This is a genomic window from Streptomyces sp. NPDC048751, from assembly GCF_043198595.1.
Classification (GTDB): domain Bacteria; phylum Actinomycetota; class Actinomycetes; order Streptomycetales; family Streptomycetaceae; genus Streptomyces.
Genome location: NZ_JBICUX010000015.1, coordinates 1 through 20,671, shown reverse-complemented (window position 1 = coordinate 20,671; position 20,671 = coordinate 1). Strand labels below are relative to the sequence as shown.

Here is a 20,671-nt window from a genome sequence, read left to right as displayed (position 1 = left end):
TCTGACCGGCCGTCACTGTCCGCCTCCCCGCATGGTCGTGGTGGCCCCTTCGAGGTCGCGGCGGAGCACGAACCGCTGGTAGGCGAGTGCGAAGACGAGGCTGATGCCGAAGATGACCACGCTGATCGCGCTGGCATAGCCGACCTGGTAGCGCTTGAAGCCGTACTGGAACATCGTGATGGCCATGGTCTCGGAGTGGTGGTCGGGGCCGCCCGCGGTGATCACCCACACCAGGTCGAAGAGCTGGATCGAGCCGATCACGGACAGGAAGACGCTGATGCGGAGTGTGGGCGCGAGCAGCGGCAGGGTGACGTTACGGAACCGCTGCCAGGGTCCGGCGCCGTCGACGATCGCGGCCTCGGTCAACTCGGCCGGGATGGACTGCAGTCCGGCCAGGTAGAGCATCATGTGGAAGCCGAAGTACTTCCACATCATGACCAGGAAGACCGTGGCCATGACGGTGGAGGGGTCGGAGAACCACTTCCCGCCGAATCCGTCCAGGCCGATGCCGCCCAGGACGTGGTCGGCGAGTCCGTCGTCCGGCGCGAAGATCATCGAGAAGAGGATGCCGGTGATCACCTCGGACAGGATGTACGGCGCGAAGAACAGCATCCGGTAGAAGGCCCGGCCACGCAGCCGCTGGTTGAGCAGTACGGCCATGGCGAGCGCGAACGGCAGTTGCAGCGCGAGCGAGAGCACCACCAGGACGAGGCAGCGCCACAGGTCGCCGAGGAAGACCGGGTCGTCGAAGAGCCGGGTGAAGTTGTCCGGGCCGATGGAGTCGGAGGGCATGCCGAAGCCGCCCCACCGGAAGAAGGAGGCGTAGAGCGCGAAGAGCATCGGCAGCAGGACCAGCAGTCCGAACAGCGCGAGCGCGGGCACTTGGAAGGAGACCGCGGTGAGCCAGTGCAGCACGCGCCGCCGTACGCGCCCCGGCGCGGGCCTGCCGGCCGGGGCCGGGGGCGCGGTGTCGGGGCCGGAGCGCTTGTCCGGCAGGAAGGTGGAGGTCATCGCGGCCTACTGCTCTTCCTTCGCGACCTTGGTGATCGACTGCGCGACCTGCTCGGCCGACTTGGAGCCGGCGACGAGCCCGGCGACGCTGTCGTTGACCTCCTGGCCGACAGCGGGCGCGTAGGCCTGGTCGAGGTAGAGCTGGAAGCCGGTGGTGGCCTTCAACTGCGCCTGGACGGCCTTCAGGTTGGGGTCGGTGAGCGCGTCCTCGGCCGCCGTGACCACCGGGAGTGTGCCGGTCTTCTTCACCAGCTCGCGGTTGGTGCCGGCCGAGGCGAAGAACTTCAGGAAGTCGACGGCCGCCTGCGGGGCGCCCTGACGCAGCGCGAGTCCGCCGCCTCCACCGAACACCTCGGTGAGCGCTCCCTTTCCGCCCTCGACCGTGGGGAAGGGGAAGAAACCGAGGTTGGCGCCGAGGCCCTTGCCCTCGGTCCGCTCCACTGTGGGCGCCCACTGACCCATCAGCTCCATGGCGGCCTTGCCGTTGCCGACGGCGGCGGCCTGCCCGGTGGGCCCGGAGTAGGCGGCGCCGAGGAACCCCTTCTGGAACGGCTGGAGCGCGACGAGCTCCTTGAGGTGCTCACCGGCCTCGACGAACCCGGCCCCGGTGAAGTCCTTGCTGGCGGCGGCCTTCTGGAGGGCGTCGATTCCGGCGGTGCGCATCGCCAGGTACGCCCAGTAGTACATGCCGGGCCACTTCTCCTTGCCGGCGAGGGCGATGGGCGCGACCCCGGCGGACTTCAGGGCCCGTACGGCGTCGAGGAAGCCGGACCAGGTGGTCGGGGGCGTGGCGATCCCGGCCTTCTTGAAGAGCGCCTTGTTGTACCAGAAGCCGACCATGCCGATGTCGTCCGGGATGCCGTAGACCTTCTCGTCGAGCAGGTACGGCTCCTTCGCGACCGGCAGCAGGGTGCCCGTCCAGTCCTTGGTCCGGTCGGTGAGGTCCTCCACGAGGCCCGCGTCGGCCTGCTGCTTGAGGACACCGCCGCCCCAGGTGTGGAAGATGTCCGGCAGCTTCCCGGAGGCGGTCAGCGCGGTCATCTTCGACTTGTACGCCTCGTTCTCCAGGGCGACGATCTTTATCTTCACCTTGGGGTTCTGCGACTCGAACTGGCGGGCCAGAGAGGCCCAGACGCCCTTGGCGGGTTCGGTGGTCATGATGTGCCACCACTCCAGGGTGGTCGTCCCCGACGACCCCCCGTCCGAGCCGCCGCCGCAGCCGCTCAGTGCCGTGATGCTCAGACCGGCCGCGGCGGATGCCGCCAGGAAACCGCGGCGGGACAGTGCCGGCTCGCCCATCATGCGCTCCTCGGGGGTGCGAAAGTTTCGGAGTTGATCCTGAAAGGTTCGTCGATGCCGCACCCTAAGGACAGCGTCCGACGAGTGGCAACCCCTCGGACACGGTGAATCCACTGACGACCCTCGGCAAACTGCGCGACACGTGCGCAGAGTTGGGGTCAGAGAGGACCGCCGACCAGGACCGCGGGGCATTCTGGCTCCGGGGGGAGTGGCCTTGGGCAGCTGTACGTCCGTCGCTCTGATGTCGGCGGTCAGAAGGAGCGGGCCCGGGCGATACCTGCCGCGGGCGAGGCGCTGCCGCACCGGGCCGATCCACGCGGGGACCTCTTCCGCTCCCCGGGCACATCGATGTCACGGTGGCTTGGGTTCAGCGGGGCGCCAGGCCGCTGTGACCCCGGGGTGCCACCCTCGGACGATGGGGCGTGGACGCCGGAGTGCAGGGGCAGCACCAGGTCGGGATGGAATGCGCGAGGACGGAGTTCTCGTACGTCCGAACGGACCTCTGCCCCTCCTCCCGCCCACTCGAAACATTCGGCCTGACTGACGAACATTACGGAGTGGACGGGAGGAAGGGCACCCTGGGCAAGAAAGGGCTCGGCGTCACCTGCCCTCGGCGAGGCCGGCCGCATGATGTTCAGCTTGTCCAGCCCGGGATAGACCGCCGCGAACAGGGCCGGGATGAGCGCGAGGTACTTCGCGACGTCGTCGGCGATGGAGAACGTCGTCAGCGCGCCCCGGGTGATGAGGAGCTGTTTGCCGATCCCGACGATCTCGATGAGCTTCGTCGGGTCGGAGTCGAGGTCGACCATGTTGCCGGCCTCCTTCGCGGCCGACGTCCCCGGCCTGCAGTGAGCGGGCCCGGCGCCCTGCCCCGCCGATCACCCGCCCCCGTGCCTTGCAGCCTGTGACGCTGGGTGGCCACTCCGGCCGTCGGCCACGCCGTCCCCGTACGGCTCAGTCGGGGCCTCGCCGGTCCCCGAACCACCGTCTTGATGCGCGGCTACGTGCCGACGGCCAGTCTTAACGGAAGCTTGACGCGCAGGCCACCCATGATCCATAGGCCCAGGCGTCACTCTCTGCTTACGCTGGTGCCGCCGTCCGCGTGATGGCCAGAACCGCACGCTGACCCGCACCTCAGGAGCACGCCGATGGCCACGACCGAACAGCCGGCGCCCAGCCGCTTGCGCGCCTGGATGCTGGAGGGCCTGTCCGACATGGGCAAGGGCCAGGGCCATCAGGGACCGCACGCCCAGCCCGAACCCGCGCACCAGGGCCAGCGCTGGTACCGGGTCATGTGCCTGACCGGTGTGGACTACTTCTCCACCCTCGGCTACCAGCCCGGCATCGCCGCCCTCGCCGCCGGCCTGCTGTCACCGGTGGCGACCATCGTGCTGGTGATCGTCACCCTGGCGGGCGCCCTGCCCGTCTACCGCCGGGTGGCCGAGGAGAGCCCCCACGGCGAGGGCTCCATCGCGATGCTGGAGCGCCTGCTGTCCTTCTGGCAGGGCAAGCTGTTCGTCCTGACCCTGCTCGGCTTCGCCGCCACCGACTTCCTGATCACCATCACCCTGTCGGCAGCCGACGCCTCGACCCACCTCGTCGAGAACCCTCATCTGAACAGCGCCCTGCACGACAAGCAACTGCTGATCACGCTCATCCTCGTGGCCCTGCTCGGCGCGGTCTTCCTCAAGGGTTTCCTGGAGGCCATCGGTGTCGCCGTGGTCCTGGTGGGCCTCTACCTCGCGCTCAACGTCGTCGTGGTGGTGGTCGGGCTGTGGCACGTCGCCACCGAGGGCCATCTGATCACCGACTGGTCCAGTGCCCTGACCGCCGAGCACGGCAACGTCTTCGTCATGATCGGAATGGCACTCGTCGTCTTCCCGAAACTCGCGCTGGGTCTCTCCGGCTTCGAGACCGGCGTCGCCGTCATGCCACACGTCAAGGGCGACCCCGGTGACACGGAGGAGGAGCCCAAGGGCCGGATCCGGGACACCAAGAAGCTGCTCACCACGGCCGCCCTCATCATGAGCGTCTTTCTGATCACGACCAGCTTCATCACCACCCTGCTCATCCCGGAGAAGGAGTTCGAGTCCGGCGGCCAGGCCAACGGGCGCGCCCTCGCCTTCCTCGCCCACGAGTACCTGGGCAACGCCTTCGGCACGGTCTACGACATCTCCACGATCACCATCCTCTGGTTCGCCGGCGCGTCCGCGATGGCCGGCCTGCTGAACCTGATGCCCCGCTACCTGCCGCGCTACGGCATGGCGCCGCACTGGGCACGCGCGGTCCGCCCGATGGTCATCGTCTTCATCCTGGTCGCCTTCCTGGTCACCTGGATCTTCGACGCCGACGTCGACGCACAGGGCGGCGCCTACGCCACCGGCGTGCTGGTCCTGATCAGCTCCGCCGCGATCGCCGTGACCATCGCCGCCCGCAAGGCCGGCCAACGGAACTGGACGATCGCCTTCGCGGTCATCTCGGCGGTGTTCCTGTACACGACCGTCGTGAACGTCATCGAGCGCCCCGACGGCGTGAAGATCGGCGCCTGCTTCATCGCGGGCATCATCCTGGTCTCGCTGCTGTCCCGGCTGGCCCGCGCCTTCGAACTGCGCGTGACGAGCGTGACGCTCGACCCCCTGGCGGAACGCTTCGTACGGGACATGGCCAGCCGCAAGATCCGCCTCATCGCCAATGAGCCCGACAGCCGGGACAAGGCCGAGTACCGCGACAAGATCGAGCAGATCCGGGAGGACAACGACATCCCCGGCCAGGAGGACTTCGTCTTCGCCGAGGTGACGGTCACCGACCCCTCCGAGTTCGAGGCGAGTCTCACCGTACGCGGCGAGGTCCTGCACAACCGCTATCGCGTACTGACCATGGAGTCCTCCTCCGTCCCCAACGCGCTGGCCGCGCTGCTCCTGCACGTCCGCGACACCACCGGCTGCACCCCGCACATCTACTTCGAGTGGACCGAGGGCAACCCCTTCGCCAACTTCCTGCGCTTCTTCCTCTTCGGCCAGGGCGAGGTCGCCCCGGTCACCCGGGAGGTGCTGCGCGAGGCGGAACCGGACCGCACCCGCAGGCCGCGCGTGCACACGGGCTGAGTACGGCACGCGTACGCGGGACCCCAGAGATCACCCCGACCTCCACGGTTCCCGGCCCGCGGCCCTATCGTGACCGGCATGCAGTCCTACACAATCGGCCAGGCGGCGCGGCTGCTCGGCGTGAGTCCCGACACCGCGCGCCGCTGGGCGGACGCCGGCCGGGTGGCGACCCACCGCGACGAGACCGGGCGACGCCTCATCGACGGCAAGGATCTCGCCGCCTTCTCCGTGGAACTCGCCAAGGCCGGGAGCACCGAGGAGGGCACCTCGTACACCTCGGCCCGCAACGCCTTCCCCGGGATCGTCACCGCGATCAAGCTCGGCGACGTGGCCGCTCAGGTGGAGATCCAGGCAGGCCCGCACCGCCTGGTCTCCCTGCTGACCCGTGAGGCCGTGGAGGACCTGGGGCTGGAGGTGGGCATGGAGGCCACCGCCCGCGTGAAGTCGACAAACGTACACATCGACCGCACCTGAACGGACGCGCGAAGGGCGCGCAGACCACGCATACCCGACATAACACATCGAGGGCTCTACGTTGATGCCCATGACGATGAGCATCCGCAACCAGCTCCCCGGCACCATCACCGCCATCGCCCCAGGCGAGGTGATGGCCACCGTCGGCATGCGTCTCACCGGCGGCCAGCCCCTCACCGCGGCGATCACCCTGGAAGCCGTGACGGAACTCGGCCTCGCCCCCGGCTCCGCCGTCCGCGCCCTGGTGAAGTCGACGGAGGTCGCGCTCGCGACCGGTCCGGTCGAAGGCCTGTCCATCCGCAACCGGCTCCCCGGCACGGTCACCGACATCGCCACCGGCGGCGCGATGGCCTCGGTGAAGCTGTCCATCGAGAGCGGCGCGCTGACGGCCGTCATCACCGCGGACGCCGCCGCGGACCTCGCCCTCGCCCCCGGCTCGTCCGTGGTCGCCCTGATCAAGTCGACCGAGGTCGCCCTCGCCACGGCGTGAAACGCCGAGGGCTCCCCTTTCCGGCCCCGGAGACCCGGAACCGGAAAGGGGAGCCCTCGACCCTCGGCTCAGTCCTCGTACGCGTCCAGCGGCGGGCACGAGCAGACCAGGTTCCGGTCACCGAAGGCCTGGTCGATACGGCGCACCGGCGGCCAGTACTTGTCGGCCGCCGAGACCCCGGCCGGGAACACGGCCTCCTCACGGCTGTACACGTGCGCCCACTCACCGCCGAGCGCGGCGGCGGTGTGCGGGGCGTTGCGCAGCGGGTTGTCGTCCGCGGGCCATTCGCCCGAACCGACCTTCTCGATCTCCGCGCGAATCGCGATCATCGCCTCGCAGAACCGGTCCAGCTCGGTCAGGTCCTCGGACTCGGTCGGCTCGATCATCAGCGTGCCGGCCACCGGGAAGGACATCGTCGGCGCGTGGAACCCGTAGTCGATCAGCCGCTTGGCGACGTCGTCGACGCTCACGCCGGTGGCCTTGGTCAGCGGCCGCAGATCGATGATGCACTCGTGCGCGACGAGCCCGCCCGGCCCGGTGTACAGCACGGGGTAGTGCGGTTCGAGCCGCTTGGCGATGTAGTTGGCGGAGAGCACGGCCACCTGCGTGGCCCGCTTCAGCCCCTCGTCGCCCATGAGCCGCACGTACGCCCACGAGATCGGCAGGATCCCCGCCGACCCCCAGGGCGCGGCCGAGATCGGCCCCACGCCCGTCTCCGGCCCGGCGGCGGGCTGCAGCGGGTGGTTCGGCAGATATGGCGCCAGGTGCGACCGCACGCCCACCGGCCCCACGCCCGGGCCTCCACCGCCGTGCGGGATGCAGAACGTCTTGTGCAGGTTCAGGTGCGAGACGTCACCACCGAAGTGCCCCGGCTTGGCCAGCCCGACCAGCGCGTTGAGGTTGGCCCCGTCGACGTACACCTGGCCGCCGGCCTCGTGCACCTGCGCGCAGATGTCGGCGACGTGCTCCTCGAACACCCCGTGCGTCGACGGGTACGTGATCATCAGCACCGCCAGCTCGTCACGGTGCTGCTCGATCTTCGCCCGCAGGTCCTCGACGTCGATCTCACCGTCCTCGGCGGTCTTCACGACGACGACCTTCATGCCCGCCATCACGGCACTCGCGGCGTTGGTGCCGTGCGCGGACGACGGAATGAGACACACGGTCCGCTGCTCGTCACCGTTGGCCCGGTGGTATCCGCGTACGGCGAGCAGGCCGGCCAGCTCACCCTGCGACCCGGCGTTGGGCTGGAGGGACACGTTGTCGTACCCGGTGACCTCGGCCAGACGCTCCTCCAGCTCCCGGATGAGCGTGAGGTAGCCCTGCGCCTGCTCGGCGGGCGCGAAGGGGTGCAGCTGGCCGAACTCGGGCCAGGTGACCGGCTCCATCTCCGTCGTCGCGTTGAGCTTCATCGTGCAGGAGCCCAGCGGGATCATGCCGCGGTCGAGCGCGTAGTCCCGGTCGGCCAGCCTGCGCAGGTAGCGCAGCATGGCGGTCTCGGAGCGGTACTGGTGGAAGACGGGGTGGGTCAGGAACTCGTCGGTGCGCAGCAGCTCCCGCGGCAGTGAGTCCTCGGTGGCCGCGTCCAGGGCCTCGATGTCGCCCTCGACCCCGAAGGCGGCCCAGACCGCACCGACCTGGGCCCGCGCGGTCGTCTCGTCGCAGGCGATCGACACGTGGTCGGCGTCGACGAGGTGCAGGTTGACGCCGTGCTCCCGGGCGGCGGCGACGACCTCCGCGGCCTTCGCGGGCACCCGCACGGTCAGGGTGTCGAAGTAGGCGCCGTGCACGACCTCCACCCCGCCCGCCGCGAGTCCTGCGGCGAGAACGGTGGCGTACCGGTGGGTCCGCCGCGCGATCGCCTTGAGCCCCTCGGGGCCGTGGTACACGGCGTACATCCCGGCCATGACGGCGAGCAGCACCTGCGCGGTGCAGATGTTGCTGGTCGCCTTCTCCCGGCGGATGTGCTGCTCCCGCGTCTGCAGCGCCAGCCGGTAGGCCTTGTTCCCGTCGGCGTCCACGGAGACGCCCACCAGCCGCCCGGGCAGGCTGCGCGCGAACTTCTCGTGCACCGCCATGTATCCGGCGTGCGGCCCCCCGAAGCCCATCGGCACACCGAACCGCTGGGTCGTCCCGACCGCGATGTCGGCTCCCAGCTCCCCGGGCGACGTCAGCAGCGTCAGCGCGAGCAGATCGGCGGCGACGGTGACCAGCGCACCCAGCTCGTGCGCCTGCTCGATGACCGGCTTGATGTCGCGTACGGCACCGGAGGCCCCCGGGTACTGGATCAGCACACCGTTGATCTCACGCTCGGCGATCTCGGCCGGGATCCCCTCGCTGAGGTCCGCGACCACGACCTCCACACCGGTCGGCTCGGCACGCGTCTCGATCACGGCGATGGTCTGCGGCAGCGCGTCCGCGTCGACCAGGAAGAGGCCCTTCTTGTTCCTGCCCATGCGCCGGGAGAGCGCCACGGCCTCGGCGGCGGCCGTGCCCTCGTCGAGCAGCGAGGCGCCGGAGGTCGGCAGCCCCGTCAGGTCGGCGACCATCGTCTGGAAGTTCAGCAGGGCTTCGAGGCGCCCCTGCGAGATCTCGGGCTGGTACGGCGTGTAGGCGGTGTACCAGGCAGGATTCTCCATCACGTTCCGCAGGATGACCGGCGGAGTGAAGGTGCCGTGGTAGCCGAGCCCGATCATGGAGTCGAGCACCTGGTTGCGATCCGCCAGGGACCGCAGCTCGGCCAGCACCTCGGCCTCGGTGCGAGCGCCCGGCAGGTCCAGCGCGTCGGCGTTCTTGATCACATCCGGGACCGCGGCGGCGGTGAGCTCGTCCAGGGAGCCGTAGCCGACCTGTGCGAGCATCTTGGCCCGGGCCTCGTGGTCGGGGCCGATGTGGCGCTGTTCGAAGGGGATCCCCTTCTCGAGCTCGGAGAGCGGAATGCGGTGGGCGGTCATTGCGGAGGCCTCCTGGTCTGACACGACCTTCGAGGGGCACCACTGCACGGGTACCCGGACGGCCTCCCCCTCTGTCATCTCGACCTGAGAGCTTCACCGGATCGCCCGAAGGCCTCCGGCTTTCACCGTCGGTGAGAGCGGAAGCCGTCGACGACATCCGCCCTGCTTTCCAGAGTGACCTCGTCCGTGCGGTACGTGGGCCTGAGAGATTCCGGGGAGGATTTGCTCCTTCGGCGCCTCCGATGATGTCTGGAGGACTCTCCCGCACGGGGTCAGCAGCCGTTGTCAGCGTACCAGCGAGATCTCCGCACGGGCCTTCGAGTGGCCACCTTCCCCAATGTGCTCTTTTGTAGTGCTTACGGATGAGTTGCGAGCAAGTGGAGGGCCCGTGCAGACCGACATCGATCCGCGCAACCTGATCGGCCGCAAGGCGTTCGACCGCAACGGCACCAAGATCGGCACGATCGACGAGGTCTACCTCGACGACGCGACCGGCGTGCCCGAGTGGGCGGCCATACGGACCGGCCTCTTCTCCCGGGACGCCTTCGTCCCCCTCGAGCCCAGCGAACTCATCGAGGGAACCCTGCATGTCCCCTTCGACCGCGCCCTCATCAAGGACGCCCCCGACTTCGGCGTGGGCCGCCATCTCTCCCCCGAACAAGAACTCCAGCTCTACCACCACTACGGCCTCGACCTGGCCCCACCTCCTCCCCTCCCGGACCGCGACTTCGGCAAGGTCGCGGGCCCGGACGAACCCTGACCGGTCGCGCCACCAGTTGCCCTGGGGCCTGTTGCGGGCAGACGTGCCGCTGGGGCGATGGGGGGCCCCGCTCGAGCGAATCCGAGAGTGGGGGAGGGTGGGCGCAGCGGCACCCGTCAGCGCCGGGCTGCGCGACCCACCTACGGCCTGCCCGGCGGACCCGCGCCTGCCTCACCCACATCCCCTGAACCGGCACCCAAAGGCCCAGCCCCTGCAAGGGCTCGCCGTGTAACCAACGGCACCGGCTCCACCCCCTCCAACGCAGGATCGTCAACCCGAAACGTCCGCACCCGCCCCGGCTCGGACCCCGGCGTCTCGAACCGTACGGTCACACGCCCTACCCCACTCCCCTGCACCCACCCGAGCCCGTACACGGAGTGCCGCACATCGTGCCCCGGATGCCACCGTCGCTCAGCGGGCTCGGGCTCCCCCATCACCACCTCCCCGCGTGTCTCTTCCTCCGGCTCCTCGACGCCCTCCCCCGCCGCCTGGGCGAACAGATCCTCCTGCGTGTAGTCCGCGAGCCCGCTGACCCCCACCCCCAGCAACCGCACCCCACCGGTCGTGTCCACGGAGTCCAGCAGCCGCCCCGCCGCCTCCCGCACCACCGCCGGATCGTCCGTCGGCCCCCGCAACGTCTCCGACCGCGTCAGCGTCGAGAAGTCGTACCGCCGCACCTTCAGCACGATCGTCCGCCCCGACAACCCCGCCGCCCGCAACCTCCGTACACACCGGTCCGCCAGCCGCCGGACCTCCAACCCCACCCGCACGCGATCGTGGATGTCCACGTCGTACGTGTCCTCCACCGACACCGACTTCGCCTCCCGCTCCGCCACCACGGGCCGCTCGTCGTGCGCCAGCGCCATTGCGTACAGAGCGTGCCCGTGCGCCTTCCCGAGCAGCCGTACGAGCTCGTCCTCCCCCGCCTCGGCGATCTCGTCGACGGTGGTGATCCCGGCCCGCCGCAAGTGGTCCCCCGTCGCCGGCCCCACCCCCGGCAGGGTCCGCACCGACAGCGGCCCGAGGAGCGCCCGCTCGGTCCCCGGCTCGATCAGCACCAGCCCATCCGGCTTGGCCCGCTCGGAAGCGATCTTCGCGAGCATCTTGGAGGCCGCCAGGCCCACCGACCCCGTGAGCCCCGTGAAGTCACGTATGTCGGCGCGCAGCCTCGCCCCCACCAGCAGCGCGGACTCCTCGTCCCAGGCCGCTCCCCCCGCCTCCAGATCCACGAACGCCTCGTCCAGGCTCAGCGGCTCCACCAGCGGCGACAACGCTCGCAGCAGCTCCATGACCTGATCGCTGATCGACCGGTAGAACTGGAACCGCGGCACGAGATACGCGGCGTTCGGAGCGAGCCGGCGCGCCTGGGCCATGGGCATCGCCGAGTGCACCCCGAAAACCCGTGCCTCGTACGAGGCGGTCGCCACCACCCCGCGCGGCCCGAGCCCGCCCACGATCACGGCCTTCCCGCGCAGACTCGGCTTGGCCGCCTGCTCCGCCGAGGCGTAGAAGGCATCCATGTCGAGATGCAGGATCGTGGGCGCGGTTCTCACATCTCCGATGCTGCCCTACGCCACTGACAATGCCCTCCCGGCACCGCCCTCAGCCGCCCGCCGGCGGCTCTCAGACCGCCCGGTTGCGCCGCCGCGCCAGCTCGTCCGCCGGATTGTGCCCCATGAGGGTCTCCCCCGTGTCGATCCGCTCCCCGTGCAGCTGCGACAGCGCGCTCTCCACGTCCCGCCACACCACACCCACGGCGATACCGAAGATGCCCTGTCCGCCCTGGAGGAGCGCGTGCACCTCGTCGGGTGACGTGCACTCGTAGACCGTGGCACCGTCGCTCATCAACGTCATCCGCTCCAGATCGCGGAAGCCGCGCTCGCGCAGGTGCTGAACGGCGGTACGGATGTTCTGCAGCGACACCCCGGTGTCGAGGAACCGCTTGACGATCTTCAGGACGACGACGTCCCGGAAGCTGTACAGCCGCTGCGTCCCGGATCCGTAGGCGGGCCGTACGCTCGGCTCGACGAGCCCCGTACGGGCCCAGTAGTCGAGTTGCCGATAGGTGATGCCGGCGGCCGCGCAGGCCGTCGGACCGCGGTAACCGATCTCCTCGGTCTCCATGGACGCCGCCCCTCCGCCGCTCGGCACGGCCGCCGGTCGCTGCGGTGCGTGGTCGGCCGCGCTGCCGGGGTGGGGGTACCCCCTGCTCGAGCGGAGCCGAGAGCTTGGGGGAGGGTACGGACCGCTTCCCCCGGAACCGAGTCCCGGGGCACCCCCAGTCGTACCGTCGCCGCTGCTTCTCACGCCGACCTCCGTCCTTGACCTGCCTTCTCGACGGTAGGCAGTCACCAGGGGTGCGTCAACGATCGCCACACTCGGCACGCCGAGTGATAATCACCCAAGGAGTGGTTTCCCGTGCCCCACCGCGGGGAAAGGCTAGCCGAATGCGTTCACGGAGAGCCGCAGGACGCACTCCCGCGCCACTGGCAAATACCGGCATTTCGGTACACGTCCCGTAGGGCTGCCCGTGAGGCACGCATCACGGAGGCGAGGCCCCGCGGACACGGGGCCGTTCCGGTCGCACCGACGCGCTACTGGCTGCTGGTGCCGAAGTCCTCGGGCGAGATCTGGTCGAGGAACTCGCGGAACTTCTCCACCTCGTCCTCCTGCTCGTCCGGAATCGCGATGCCCGCGTCGTCGAGCACCGTGTCACTGCCGTAGATCGGCGTTCCGGTGCGCAGTGCGAGCGCTATGGCATCCGACGGGCGGGCGCTCACCTCGACCCCGCTGGCGAAGACCAGCTCCGCGTAGAAGACGCCTTCACGAAGATCCGTGATGCGCACTTCCGTGAGCTCCTGGCCGACGGCCTCCAGCACGTCCTTGAACAGGTCGTGGGTCAGCGGTCGCGCGGGGGCCATGCCCTGCTGGGCGAAGGCGATGGCCGTCGCCTCCCCCGGCCCGATCCAGATGGGGAGGTAGCGGTCGCCTCCCACTTCACGCAGGAGCACGATCGGTTGGTTGGAGGGCATTTCGACCCGGACACCTACGACATCGAGCTCGTTCACACAGCAACCCTAGGCCGTGCCCGGGACGTTTGGGTAGTCGGGCCGGGAACCGGCGGCCGATCAGGCCATCCCGGACCCTCCCGACGGGCCGGCGAACAGCCCGCTCAGGGCAGCCGGACCCCGAGGGCCGTCTGCACCAGCGCGGCATGCAGCTTCACCGTGAGCCCCGCCAGCTCCTTGGTGCGGGCCTCGGCATGGGCCCTGGTCTGCGGATTGCGGTGCCGCTTCAGCGGGGCCACCACCTGGTCCACCAGTCCCGCCTCACGGTCGGCGGCGGCCTTCATCATCCGCAGATGGCGCGGCTCGATCCCGAACCGCCCCAGCTCGAGCACGAGCGAGGCCACGGTGACCGTCTCGGCGTCGTACACCCCGCCCTCCAGCGGTGTGACGAGCCCGTACGACTCCCACTCGGCGAGTTCCCGCTCGTCGATCCCGGCGGCGGTCAGCAGCTCGGCCTTCCCGATCCGGGCGGCGGTGGGCCCCTCCGGCGCCTCGGGCCCGGTCTCACCCTCCCGCTGACGGCCGAGCCCGGGCAGCTGTACGGCTTCTCCGCGCTCCATGGCGTCCAGATGCTCACGGATCACCTTGAGCGGCAGATAGTGGTCCCGCTGCATCCTCAGGACGTGACCGAGGCGCTCGACGTCCTCGGCGCTGAACTTGCGATACCCCGAGGGGGTCCGCTGCGGCTCGATGAGCCCCTCCGACTCCAGAAAACGGATCTTGGAGATGGTGACTTCGGGAAACTCGTCGCGCAGCACGGTCAGCACCGTGCCGATGCTCATCAGTCCACTGTCCGCGGCGGCGGCGCCGTGCCCGGCGCCGCCCCTCGGTGTATGAAGCATGGACCTTCCCTGGGGTCCCCCCGGACCACGTCCGGAGGAGGGTCAGTAGCCCCGCTGGCTCGCGTGGAAGACCAGCCGGTACTTGCCGATCTGCACCTCGTCACCGTTCGACAGAGCGACCTGGTCGATCCGCTCGCGGTTGACGTACGTACCGTTCAGACTGCCCACGTCGGCCACCGTGAACGAGCCGTCCGGGCTGCGCCGGAACTCCACGTGACGGCGCGAGACCGTCACGTCGTCCAGGAAGATGTCGCTCTGCGGATGACGCCCGGCCGTGGTCAGGTCGCCGTCCAGGAGGAAGCGGCTGCCCGAGTTCGGACCGCGACGCACGACCAGCAGCGCGGAACCCAGCGGCAGCGCGTCCACGGCCGCCTGCGCCTCCGGAGACAGCGCCGGAAGCTGCGTCTGGCCGGTGGCCTCGGAGTCGTAGGCCTCGAGGCCGGAAATGGAGATCGTGGAGGTCGTCTCCGACGCGCGCTCGGGAGCGACACCCGGCCGCAGCGGAGCTCCGCAGTTGGAGCAGAAGCGGCTGTTCTCCGCGTTGCGGTTACCGCACCTCGTACACACCAGGGCCGACATAGGGGAAAACCCTCCACCCGTACTTGAGGTTGACGGTTGTCCGAAACCTATGCCTCCGGACTGGGCAGGGTCAACAGACGGCGCGCCCTGACCTCCGGAAATGTCACCACCCGGACCACCTACCTGGTCCCGGAACAGCGGCCGCTGGCCTTCCGCGTCGGGCTGCGCGCGATGACGAGCGGTCGCGTTGTCGCTGCCCTCTCGCGCACTCTTGCCGAACAACTTCGCAAACAACTTCACGGGCGATTCCCCTTGACCGAAACAGACCCGCCCGTGGGGCAGGACGAACCCTGACTGAATACACCGGCCGACCCGGACATCCTCACAACGTCCGTATCCACCAGACAGTTTCCACCACGCACCACCCATTCGGTGCGCCGACCCCCCGCAACCTCATGCCCCCGTCGGACGGCCCCCATGCACCCCCGGTTCACTGGGAGGACGACCGAGCGTAGTCAGGCTGCTTCGCCGCTCGCAAGGCGTCCACGACGATCTTGGTCGATCGCTCGACGGCGACGGTGGCCTGCTCCTTCTCGAGAGTCTGCACCACACCTCCAGGGATGTTCAGTGCCGGTTCGAGATCCTGCGGCTTGCCGATGACCTTGAAACGATAGGGCGCGGTGATCTTGTTCCCGTCGACGCTCACGCTCTTGCCGGAATCCGTCAGATACGTGTTGGCGACGACGCGAACGCCGTTCACCTGGATCGCCTCCGCGCCGGCCGCGCGCAGCTCCTGGATCGCGTCGAGCAGCATGTCCGCTTCGACCGTCCCCTTCGTGTCGTCGATGGTCATCGTGATGCCGGGGCCCTGCGCCGCCACCGTGCCCGCCAGAATGCCGAGTTGACGCTCCTTCTCGACCGTCTGCTTGCGGGCCTCCTCCGCTTGGTCGGAGCTGTTCTCCAGTTCCTGGCGCTGCTTCTCGAGCCCTTGCTTCTCGTCCTCAAGACGCTGCGTACGGTCATCCAGTTCATCGAGGATGCGTACGAGATCTTCCTGACGCGCGCCGCGAAGGGCGCTGTCGCCGTCACTGTTGGACGCCACCTGGACGGCCAGACCGAAGCCGAGGCCGAACAGAAGCACTGCGACGATGAGTTGGGCCCGCGTGACCCGCGGCGGCCACAGGCCCTGCGCCAGCCGCTGCCGCCCGGTCGACGCGGACTTCGCCGTCCCCTCGGACGCCTCCTGCCCCGCCGCGGCCGCCGGAACCTCTTCGGGCAGCTCCTTGCGCAGCCTGTTCTCGTCCGTCTCCACCGTCTCGGCGTTTCCCGCCGCCTCGGCCTTCCCTGTCGTCTCCGCCGTCTCCGCCGTCTCGCCGCGCTCGCTCATCGGCCTCACGCCCGGAAGACGTGCCGGCGGATCGCGGCGGCGTTGGAGAAGATACGGATGCCGAGGACGACCACGACACCGGTGGACAGCTGGGCGCCCACGCCCAATTTGTCGCCCAGGAACACGATCAACGCGGCCACCACCACGTTCGACAGGAACGACACCACGAAGACCTTGTCGTCGAAGATGCCGTCGAGCATGGCCCGCAGACCTCCGAAGACGGCGTCGAGCGCCGCGACGACGGCGATCGGCAGATAAGGCTCGACGACCGCCGGAACCTCAGGCCGGACCAACAGGCCGGCCACGACTCCCACGACGAGGCCCAGTACGGCGATCACGATGTGCCCTTCTCAGTTCTCGGCTGTGCTGTACGTACGATCACACTCGGAGCGGCCGGCAGCCGGAGGTCGTCCTCCGTGGAGATCCCGGTCCGGATGCCGTAGCTCTCCTGCAGGGCGTGCAGATAGAGCCCGTCGGCGCTGTTCTGGAACCTGGTGCTCAGCCGTTTTCCGTCCCCCACCGCGAGCACCGTGTACGGCGGCACCAGCGGCTTGTTGTCGACCAGTATCGCGTCACCCGCGGCCCTGATCGCCGACAGCGCCGTCAGCCGCTGCCCGTTGATGGAGACGGCCTCCGCGCCCGACTCCCACAGCCCGTTGACCACGCGCTGCATGTCCCGGTCACGCACACGTCCCGTGTCGGAGAAACCGGACGTCTCGCGCGGGTTGCCGTCGCCGCCCGTGGTGGCTTCCTTGGCGTCGTTCACGACCAGTTTCACACCGGGGCCGTGCACCTCGAGGGCTCCCGACAGGACACCCACCAGCTCCGCCTGGTCGCCGCCTCCACTCTGCTTGAGCGCTTCGCGCTGCCGGGCGCTCACGTCGTCGCGCAGCTTGTCGACGCTGCCCTCCAGCTTGTCCGCCGCCTCGGTCTCCTGGTCGATGCGGTCGACCAGCTCTTCGCGCTCCTTGGCGACGACGGGGGCCGCGACCCGCGCCTGTGCCGCTCCGACGGTCACGACGAGGGCGGCGAGGACGAGTCCGGCGGCCAAGCCGAGCTTCGCCCTCAGGGTCTTCGGCAGGCCGCCCTCACCCTCGGCCTTCTTCCGGGCGGCGGCCTCGGCATAGCCGTCGTCGAGGCTGTGGTCCATGACGTTGGTGAGCAGCGACATGGACGCGTCCGGCCGCGAGGGGCGCGTGGGTGTGCTCCGAATGGGGGGCTGCTGCGGCATGCCGCACATCGTCGCACGTCGCGACCACTACCTCCGAATGGCCCCACCGGCGTGCCGGACAGGCCCCCTGGAGGACACGTGTCCGGCACGCACGCGTGCAGTGTGTTTCAGCGCCCCGCGCTGTCCACGACCGCCGACCACTCGTCGAGCAGCGCCTGGGCCGACGCGTCGTCGGGCCCCTCAGCCCACAGATGGGTGACCGCCTCGGCCGGGTCGGGCAGCACCATCACCCAGCGCCCGTCGGTCTCTACCACCCGGACGCCGTCCGTGGTGTCCACGAAGCGATCTCCGGCCGCCTCGACGACTCGCCGCATCACAAGTCCCTTGACGGCCCACGGGGTCGCCAGATCCCGCTTCAGGACGTGCGCACGCGGAATCCTCGCGTCGATCTGGCTCAGCGTGAGCTGCGTCCGCGCCACCAGCCCGATCAACCGCACGAATGCCGCCGTACCGTCGAAGACGCTGCTGAACTCCGGGACGATGAACCCGCCCCTGCCGTCGCCGCCGAAGATGGTCGACTCGTCCCGCCCGACGCGCGTCAGGTCGTCGGGGGACGTGGTCGTCCACTCGACCTGCGTTCCGTGGTACGCCGCCACCTGCTCGGCGATCCTGGTCGTGGTCACCGGCAGCGCCACCCGCCCACTGCGCCGCTCCGCGGCCACCAGATCGAGCATCACGAGCAGGGCACGGTCGTCCTCGACGATCCGCCCCTTCTCGTCGACCAGCGACAGCCGCTCACCCACAGGGTCGAACCGCACCCCGAAGGCCGCCCGCGAGGACGCCACGATCTCCCCGAGCCGCACCAACCCCGAGCGCCGCATGTCGGCGCTCTCGGTCGGCCGGGACTCGTCGAGACCGGGGTTGATGGTCAGCGAGTCCACACCGAGCTTGCCGAGCAGACTGGGCAGAACCAGCCCCGCACTGCCGTTGGAGGCGTCCACGACGACCTTGAGCCCGGACTCGGCGATTCCCGTCGTGTCGACGTTCCGCAGCAACGACCCGGTGTACGAGTCGAACACACTGGCCGGGAAGTGCAGGTCCCCGATTTCCCCCGGGAACGCCCGCCGGTACTCCTGCCGCGCGAACACCCGGTCCAGCTTCCGCTGGCTGGCCTGCGACAGATCGGCGCCCTGCCCGTCGAAGAACATGATGTCCACGGAGTCCGGCACCCCGGGCGAGGTCCGGATCATGATCCCGCCGGCACTGCCCCGCGCGGTCTGCTGCCGCGCCACGGGCAGCGGCACGTTCTCCAGGTCCCGTACGTCGATGGCGCTGGCCTGCAGCGCGGAGATGACCGCCCGCTTCAGCGCGCGGGCGCCACGGGAGTGGTCACGTGCCGTGGTGACGGTGGAGCCCTTCTTGAGCGTCGTCGCGTAGGCACCGGCGAGCCGCACCGCGAGTTCCGGCGTGATCTCGACGTTCAGGATGCCTGTCACGCCGCGGGCGCCGAAGAGATTGGCCTGTCCCCGCGACTCCCAGATCACCGACGTGTTGACGAAGGCGCCGGCCTCGATGGTCTTGAACGGGTAGACCCGGACGTTGCCCTGCACGATCGATTCTTCACCGATCAGGCATTCGTCACCGATGACGGCGCCGTCCTCGATCCGGGCCGCGCGCATGATGTCGGTGTTCTTTCCGACCACGCAGCCCCGCAGATTGCTGTGCTGCCCGATGTACACGTTGTCGTGCACCACGGCCCTGTGCAGAAACGCCCCGCTCTTCACGACGACGTTGGAACCGACGACAGTGTGCTCACGAATCTCGGCGCCGGCTTCGACCTTCGCGTAGTCGCCGATGTAGAGCGGTCCCCGCAACTCGGCGTCAGGATGCACTTCGGCGCCCTCGGCCACCCACACACCCGGCGAGATCTCGAAGCCGTCGAGGTCCACATCGACCTTGCCTTCGAGTACGTCGGCCTGCGCCTTCACATAGCTCTCGTGCGTGCCGACGTCCTCCCAGTAGCCTTCGGCGACGAAGCCGTAGACCGGCTTGCCCTCCTTCATCAACTGCGGGAAGACATCACCGGACCAGTCGACGGACACATCGGGCTCGACGTAGTCGAACACCTCGGGCTCCATGACGTAGATACCCGTGTTGACGGTGTCCGAGAAGACCTGCCCCCAGGTCGGCTTCTCGAGGAAACGCTCGACCTTGCCTTCCTCGTCGACGATCGTGATGCCGAATTCCAGCGGATTGGGCACACGCGTCAGGCAGACGGTGACGAGCGCACCCTTTTCCTTGTGGAAATTGATCAGCTCGGTGAGGTCGAAGTCGGTCAGGGCATCGCCGGAGATGACCAGGAAGGCATCGTCCTTCAACGCCTCCTCGGCGTTCTTGACACTTCCGGCGGTACCGAGTGGCTTCTCCTCATTGGCATACGTGAGCTCCATTCCGAGCTCTTCGCCGTCACCGAAGTAGTTCTTGACCAGTGACGCCAGGAACTGAACAGTAACGACGGTCTCATTGAGCCCATGCCTTTTGAGCAGCCGTAGAACGTGCTCCATGATCGGCCGGTTGGCCACCGGCAGGAGCGGCTTGGGCATGCTCGAGGTCATAGGGCGAAGGCGCGTGCCTTCGCCTCCGGCCATCACGACGGCCTTCATGTCGGAAGCGTCCTCCTAAGAAGAGACGACGGTCTAGCCGACTTCACCCGTCAAGATTGTCCCGCACTTTTCCGTTGCGGGCCATCGAGCCACTGCTACCCCCCGTATCGACGGGATCAGTCGGCCATGGCGTCCGCACGGACCAGGCGGCGGACTTGTACCACGTAGAGGACTCCTGCCCACCAGTACAGCGTTGTACCCCATCCGGCGAACGCCCATCCGAAAATAGCAGCGAGTGACGCGATCCATCCACTTCCGTCACTCAGGAGCAGGAGCGGGAAGGCGTACATCAGGTTGAAGGTGGCGGCCTTCCCCAGGAAGTTCACCTGCGGCGGCGGATAGCCGTGCCGTCTGAGGATGCCCACCATCACCAGCAGAACCAGTTCCCGCGCCAGAAGTGCAGCGGTCAACCAGATGGGCAGGATCTCCCGCCAGGTGAGGCCCACCAAAGTCGAGAGAATGTACAGCCGGTCAGCCGCCGGGTCGAGGAGCCGGCCGAGGCTGCTGATCTGGTTCCAGCGCCGCGCGAGCTTGCCGTCCAGGTAGTCGCTGACTCCGCTCAACATGAGCACGAGCAGCGCCCAACCGTCGCTCTTGGGCCCCCCGAACTCGGGCCTGAGGATCAGCCACAGGAAGAGCGGCACGCCAACGAGCCGCGCCATGCTGAGGATGTTCGGGATGGTGAGGACCCGGTCTGTCTGGACGCGGGTCTCCTGGACCTCCACCCGGGGGCCTCCTGTGGGAAACGTGCCAACGATGCCCCCTGACCTTACCTCAACGCAAAAAAGCTCCGGCTCTTGGGCTATGTGCCCAAGAGCCGGAGCTCTAAAGGGAGTTCGGCGGCGTCCTACTCTCCCACAGGGTCCCCCCTGCAGTACCATCGGCGCTGTAAGGCTTAGCTTCCGGGTTCGGAATGTAACCGGGCGTTT

General features: G+C 68.9%; 17 protein-coding genes, 1 rRNA gene, 1 pseudogene and 1 riboswitch. Of the genes and pseudogenes, 4 read left to right on the top strand and 15 right to left on the bottom strand.

Features of this window, described 5'->3' with window-relative positions:
- Positions 1 to 12: 12 nt before the first annotated feature.
- The 3 genes and pseudogenes from ACGFNV_RS36625 to ACGFNV_RS36615 form a co-directional block, all read right to left on the bottom strand.
- Positions 13 to 1,011, bottom strand: a complete 999-nt coding sequence (locus ACGFNV_RS36625) for a carbohydrate ABC transporter permease (RefSeq protein WP_393628622.1) — start codon at positions 1,009 to 1,011, stop codon at positions 13 to 15.
- A 6-nt stretch (positions 1,012 to 1,017) separates the two neighbouring features.
- Positions 1,018 to 2,310, bottom strand: coding sequence for an extracellular solute-binding protein (locus tag ACGFNV_RS36620; protein WP_393628968.1), 1,293 nt, complete (start codon positions 2,308 to 2,310; stop codon positions 1,018 to 1,020).
- A 614-nt stretch (positions 2,311 to 2,924) separates the two neighbouring features.
- Positions 2,925 to 3,149: pseudogene (locus ACGFNV_RS36615) on the bottom strand (potassium-transporting ATPase subunit B); the annotation flags it as partial.
- 309 nt (positions 3,150 to 3,458) lie between these two features.
- Between ACGFNV_RS36615 and ACGFNV_RS36610 the strand changes: the two are divergent.
- The 3 genes from ACGFNV_RS36610 (at position 3,459) to ACGFNV_RS36600 (ending at position 6,378) form a co-directional block, all read left to right on the top strand.
- Positions 3,459 to 5,414 (top strand): amino acid transporter, encoded by a 1,956-nt coding sequence (locus ACGFNV_RS36610; RefSeq protein WP_393628620.1) that lies wholly within the window; start codon positions 3,459 to 3,461, stop codon positions 5,412 to 5,414.
- 78 nt (positions 5,415 to 5,492) lie between these two features.
- A complete protein-coding gene (locus ACGFNV_RS36605) occupies positions 5,493 to 5,888 on the top strand; it encodes a molybdopterin-binding protein (protein WP_393628618.1) in 396 nt (131 codons plus the stop codon).
- Positions 5,889 to 5,958: 70 nt separating this feature from the next.
- Positions 5,959 to 6,378: a molybdopterin-binding protein gene (locus ACGFNV_RS36600; RefSeq protein WP_393628616.1), complete on the top strand. Its 420-nt coding sequence runs from the start codon at positions 5,959 to 5,961 to the stop codon at positions 6,376 to 6,378.
- A gap of 68 nt (positions 6,379 to 6,446) precedes the next feature.
- Here ACGFNV_RS36600 and gcvP read toward each other — a convergent pair whose 3' ends face one another.
- Positions 6,447 to 9,332 carry an aminomethyl-transferring glycine dehydrogenase gene (gene gcvP / locus ACGFNV_RS36595; RefSeq protein ID WP_393628615.1) on the bottom strand — a complete coding sequence of 962 codons (2,886 nt, stop codon included), beginning with the start codon at positions 9,330 to 9,332 and terminating at the stop codon, positions 6,447 to 6,449.
- 179 nt (positions 9,333 to 9,511) lie between these two features.
- Positions 9,512 to 9,607, bottom strand: a riboswitch (glycine riboswitch).
- A 113-nt stretch (positions 9,608 to 9,720) separates the two neighbouring features.
- On the opposite strand from gcvP, the gene ACGFNV_RS36590 reads away from it, so the two are divergent.
- A complete protein-coding gene (locus tag ACGFNV_RS36590; protein ID WP_393628614.1) occupies positions 9,721 to 10,092 on the top strand; it encodes a PRC-barrel domain-containing protein in 372 nt (123 codons plus the stop codon).
- A gap of 140 nt (positions 10,093 to 10,232) precedes the next feature.
- Here ACGFNV_RS36590 and ACGFNV_RS36585 read toward each other — a convergent pair whose 3' ends face one another.
- From ACGFNV_RS36585 to rrf, 11 genes are all read right to left on the bottom strand, one after another.
- Positions 10,233 to 11,645, bottom strand: coding sequence for a DNA polymerase IV (locus ACGFNV_RS36585; RefSeq protein WP_393628612.1), 1,413 nt, complete (start codon positions 11,643 to 11,645; stop codon positions 10,233 to 10,235).
- A gap of 70 nt (positions 11,646 to 11,715) precedes the next feature.
- Complete coding sequence (locus tag ACGFNV_RS36580) at positions 11,716 to 12,399, bottom strand: MerR family transcriptional regulator (protein WP_393628610.1); 684 nt, start codon at positions 12,397 to 12,399, stop codon at positions 11,716 to 11,718.
- Positions 12,400 to 12,686: 287 nt separating this feature from the next.
- On the bottom strand, positions 12,687 to 13,160 hold the full coding sequence (locus tag ACGFNV_RS36575) for a bifunctional nuclease family protein (RefSeq protein WP_026253112.1): 474 nt from the start codon (positions 13,158 to 13,160) through the stop codon (positions 12,687 to 12,689).
- A 104-nt stretch (positions 13,161 to 13,264) separates the two neighbouring features.
- Entirely contained in the window at positions 13,265 to 14,002 is a 738-nt protein-coding gene (locus ACGFNV_RS36570; RefSeq protein ID WP_393628609.1) for a MerR family transcriptional regulator, read from the bottom strand.
- Between the two features lie 42 nt (positions 14,003 to 14,044).
- Positions 14,045 to 14,950, bottom strand: a complete 906-nt coding sequence (locus tag ACGFNV_RS36565) for an FHA domain-containing protein (protein ID WP_133931701.1) — start codon at positions 14,948 to 14,950, stop codon at positions 14,045 to 14,047.
- 61 nt (positions 14,951 to 15,011) lie between these two features.
- Positions 15,012 to 15,908 carry a DUF881 domain-containing protein gene (locus ACGFNV_RS36560; protein ID WP_393628607.1) on the bottom strand — a complete coding sequence of 299 codons (897 nt, stop codon included), beginning with the start codon at positions 15,906 to 15,908 and terminating at the stop codon, positions 15,012 to 15,014.
- Positions 15,909 to 15,913: 5 nt separating this feature from the next.
- Positions 15,914 to 16,246, bottom strand: coding sequence for a small basic family protein (locus tag ACGFNV_RS36555; RefSeq protein ID WP_003988855.1), 333 nt, complete (start codon positions 16,244 to 16,246; stop codon positions 15,914 to 15,916).
- Positions 16,243 to 17,148: a DUF881 domain-containing protein gene (locus tag ACGFNV_RS36550; protein WP_393628606.1), complete on the bottom strand. Its 906-nt coding sequence runs from the start codon at positions 17,146 to 17,148 to the stop codon at positions 16,243 to 16,245. Before ACGFNV_RS36550 ends, ACGFNV_RS36555 begins: the two co-directional genes overlap by 4 nt.
- Before the next feature lie 98 nt (positions 17,149 to 17,246).
- Complete coding sequence (locus ACGFNV_RS36545; protein WP_393628604.1) at positions 17,247 to 19,742, bottom strand: sugar phosphate nucleotidyltransferase; 2,496 nt, start codon at positions 19,740 to 19,742, stop codon at positions 17,247 to 17,249.
- Positions 19,743 to 19,858: 116 nt separating this feature from the next.
- Positions 19,859 to 20,467 (bottom strand): CDP-alcohol phosphatidyltransferase family protein, encoded by a 609-nt coding sequence (locus tag ACGFNV_RS36540; protein ID WP_393628603.1) that lies wholly within the window; start codon positions 20,465 to 20,467, stop codon positions 19,859 to 19,861.
- Between the two features lie 109 nt (positions 20,468 to 20,576).
- A 5S ribosomal RNA gene (gene rrf, locus ACGFNV_RS36535) occupies positions 20,577 to 20,671 on the bottom strand; the annotation flags it as partial.